Annotated in this window: 3 protein-coding genes; all 3 read left to right on the forward strand. The window is 61.5% G+C overall.

The window, feature by feature from the left end; all coding sequences use genetic code 11:
• Nucleotides 1-1,160, forward strand: a 1,160-nt coding sequence (locus WCB02_RS24170; RefSeq protein ID WP_423962120.1) for an MFS transporter, incomplete at its 5' end; no start/stop codon positions are given.
• A 201-nt stretch (nt 1,161-1,361) separates the two neighbouring features.
• Entirely contained in the window at nt 1,362-2,738 is a 1,377-nt protein-coding gene (locus WCB02_RS24175; protein WP_423962123.1) for a metallophosphoesterase, read from the forward strand.
• 167 nt (nt 2,739-2,905) lie between these two features.
• A complete protein-coding gene (locus WCB02_RS24180) occupies nt 2,906-3,454 on the forward strand; it encodes a hypothetical protein (protein ID WP_423962125.1) in 549 nt (182 codons plus the stop codon).
• The last annotated feature ends 505 nt before the right edge of the window (nt 3,455-3,959 follow it).

The raw sequence follows: 3,959 nt of genomic DNA on the forward strand, positions 1-3,959 counted from the left end.
CGGTGTTTTCGCCGGTGCTGGGCGCGATCGCCGATGCCGCCGGCCGCCGCAAGCCGTGGATCGCGGCGTTCGGCGTTCTGCTGGTGATCGGCACCTGCCTGATGTGGATCGGCCGGCCCGGCGACGCCAGTGTGATTCCGCCGCTGCTGCTGTGCTATGCGATCGCGAGCGTCGGGGTCGGGTTTGCCACGGTGTTCGCCAACGCGATGATGCCCACGCTGGTGCCGCCGGAGCGGATCGGGCGCCTGTCCGGCACCGGGTGGGCCACCGGCTACATCGGCGGCATCGCCAGCCTGATCCTGGTGCTCGGCTTTTTCGCCGCCAATCCGGAGACCGGTCGCACGCTGCTCGGATTCAGCCCGCTGTTCGGGCTCGATCCGGCCTCGCATCAGGGCGACCGGATCTCCGGTCCGTTGACCGGAATCTGGTTCGTCATCTTCGCGCTGCCGATGTTCCTCTGGACCCCGGACTATCCAGCGCGGCATCCGTTGCGCAATGCGCTGCGCGCCGGCCTGCGCGAACTGAAGCAGACGCTGATCGCGTTGCCGAAGCAGCGGTCGCTCGCGATTTTTCTGCTCGCCAACATGATCTATACCGACGGGCTGGTCTCGCTGTTTGCGTTCGGCGGCATTTATGCGGCCGGCACCTTCGGCTGGAATACGATCGAGCTCGGCATTTTCGGCATCATCCTCGCCATCGCCGGCACGCTGGGCGCATGGCTCGGCGGCAAGCTCGATGATTTCCTGGGCCCGAAGCGCGTGATCGCCGGCGCCATGACTGTCCTGCTGACATCGGTGGTCGCGATCCTGCTGGTGAACAAGGACTCCGTGCTGTTCGTCGGCGTCGCGCCGCCGGTGCCGGGCGGCGCCTTGTTCGCCTCCGCCGCCGAGCGCGCCTATCTCGTGCTGGGCTGCCTGATCGGCGCCGCCGGCGCGCCGCTGCAGGCGGCGTCGCGCTCGCTCCTGATCCGTCTGGCGCCGAAAGATCGCATCGCGCAATATTTCGGCCTGTTCGCGCTGGCCGGAAAGGTCACCTCGTTCATCGGACCGCTGTTGATCGGCATCGTCACCGCGGTGACCGTGAATCAGAAGGCCGGCATGGCGGTGCTGGTGGTGTTTTTCGGAGGCGGCCTGGCATTGCTGTCGCGGGTGAGGAATTGAATTTTTCTGGAACGTCATTCCGGGGCATCGCCAACGGCGATGAACCCGGAATCCAGAGGCTATGCGGCGCAGCGGGTCGGCAGCTGTCTGAGGTACAGGCCGGTGGAGCTAACGCATTCGGGAAGGCAGTTCGCGACCTCGAGCTGAAGTCGCAAACGGACGCCGGATTGCGACAGGCTCGTGGGCTGGGTAAAATGGGCGATGAGCAAGGTACCATCTCACTTCAGTGCCGCCGAGCCAATTCCGGCGTTGCAACCTCGAAACGCTGGGTATCAGTTCGTGCTGTACGGTGACGCCTGCTCGGGCGTGCCAGATGGGCCTCACGAGAAAACATTCTCGGAGGTCAACGCGGTCGTCCGACGCCTTGAGCCCGCACCTGAGTTCATCATTTTTCCGGGAGATGAGATCATCGGATTGACGTCCGACTACGATCAACTGCTCGCGCAATGGCGCCATTGGATCGACAGTGAAACGGGTTGGCTCGATCGCCGCACCATCCCGATGTGGCACACGACGGGCAACCATACGACATATGATGAGATGAGCGAGCAGGTGTTCCGAGAGGTGCTCTGTTTGCCGCGGAACGGGCCGCCCGGCCAGGAAGGCCTGTCGTACTGGGTGCGACGCGGTGATCTGCTGCTCGTCTTCGTCAACACACTCTGGTCCGGCCTCGGTGGCGAGGGATTTGTAGAGACACAATGGCTGGAGGACGTGCTCCGTTCACATGGCGATGCGTGTCAGAAGCTCGTCATCGGTCACCATCCCGTATACTCAGTCAACGGCTATTCCGGGCCTTGGCAACGCGACATTGAACCCGGCGCAGGATCCGCCTTCTGGGATATTCTCGTCGAGCACGGCGTTCGCGCGTATTTATGCAGCCACATTCTGGCGTTCGACGTTCAGGTCCATCGCGATGTCCTGCAGATTTGTACGGCAGGGGCCGGCACCGTGCACCGCATGCCCGAAGGCATCGAGTACCTCCACTGTGTCCAGGTCGCGCTTGATGCCATCGGAATACGTTGCCAGGTTCTTGACACCAAAGGCTTGGTTAGGGAGACACTGGACTGGTGTTTCGATGGCTGGCATCCCGCACATCAGACGGAGCTGACGATGGGTTCTTTCCAGGCTCCGGTTGCATTTCCCTTCGAGCATCGGCGGCTTGAGCTACAGTTCTCGGGAACGGCCGCCAAAGTTGGGACAACTCGCGCACAGACGTTGCTGTGTGCTGGCCGGCTTGGTGAGTTGCCGCCGCTTTGGATCGGCTTGCGAGGGGCGGAACAGCGCTTGACGGCAATAGTCCATCACACCTCCGGACGCAGTCCGCACTACTGGTTTGGTCCATGCGTCGAGCCCGGTGCAGAGTTCGAATTGCGGCTCCAGCTGCACACGGATTTGGGGGCTGGTGGCCTTCTATACTGGACACCCGAGCGCAGGGATTGGACTTCGATGTCGGCAGTCTCGTCGTGGGGCCTAGAACGGCTGAAGCCGTGCCACAACTGGCACATCGGGCACGCGTGCCGCGGAGCAACCGATCGGCCGTTTGCGGGATATTCGTTGGTCGGAAGTGTGTCGTGGTAAGGTCCGGAGGTGACCCGCCACGGTCGTGACGACCTCCAAATATTTCATGCTGCCAGGATTGAGAAATTCGATACGGGACGTCGTTAGGTCGCCTTTGACGGGCTGGCCTGATGCGGTGGCCTGTCTTTTTATGGCGTGAATCGCGTTGTAACGCAGGTCAGTGGATCATGAAGAGTCGCCGCATTCATATCACCGGAGCGTCGGGCTCCGGCACCACCTCGCTTGGCCGCGCCCTGGCAAGTGCGCTTACCATCCCGCATCACGATACGGATGACTACTTTTGGCAACCCACTACGCCGCCCTATAGAGAAATCCGCGACGCTACCGAACGATTACGATTGATGAGAGAATTGTTCTTGCCGCGAGCGCAGTGGGTCCTGAGCGGATCACTGCAAGGATGGGGCGACCCGGTCATTTCGTATTTTGACCTCGTGGTCTTTTTATACACAGCGAAAGACCTTCGACTTCACCGGCTGCGGGCGCGGGAGGCCGCACGGTTCGGCGACGACGCAGTTTCACCGGGCGGGTGGCATCATCATGAAACCGAGGACTTCATTAAATGGGCATCCCATTACGACGAGGGTGACACGGTAAGCCGCACGCTCGAAAAGCATCAGGCTTGGCTGACGACGCTACCGTGTCCTGTAATTCGCTTGGATGGGGCGAGTCCCTTGTCCGAACTCGTGACGCACATTGTTGCGACGATTGAGAGTTGAGTAGCTGGGCAGGCGAATCAATCTCGATTTTGATCGACGCCGCCGCGCCCGACAAAGCCTGTGGACGCCGTGAAAAGTCACCCGCGCAAAGAGCCGATTTCGCGAGCCGCTTCAAGCTGATTCTACCTGTCCAGCCCTTCGGAAAAAAATAAATCTCTTTCGTTTTTTCGGAAATTGATTTTTACTACATCCGTCCCATGCTCTTCCAAGAGGGGCGCTTCGCGATCGTCACGAACGTTGGCGCGGGATGCGGTGGACGCGGCAGCGTCGGGCGTGATGGGATTGCAGAGCGGGTCCGAAGACCCGTGAGCGGTCACCGGCACGCGGACGAGCGATGCTGCAGCGGACGGCGAAATCGTGTGGTCCCGACGCTCCAAGGCACAGGCGTCAAGTCGGCGGAAGCAATTCCGTTAGGCGACGGTGGCAAAAAAGCATGGTCACCGAGGAGAGCGCGTATAAGCCGTAAACCATTGCGTGCGGGGATGCCGGGTGATTCCGGTGCGAC

Origin of the sequence: Bradyrhizobium sp. (assembly GCF_049581145.1) — a bacterium.
Taxonomy (GTDB): Bacteria; Pseudomonadota; Alphaproteobacteria; order Rhizobiales; family Xanthobacteraceae; genus Bradyrhizobium.

Bases quoted from the DNA above. Each gene is read 5' to 3' on its own strand.
- WCB02_RS24175 (WP_423962123.1), top strand. From the start codon at position 1,362: ATGAGCAAGGTACCATCTCACTTCAGTGCCGCCGAGCCAATTCCGGCG.
- WCB02_RS24180 (WP_423962125.1), top strand. From the start codon at position 2,906: ATGAAGAGTCGCCGCATTCATATCACCGGAGCGTCGGGCTCCGGCACC.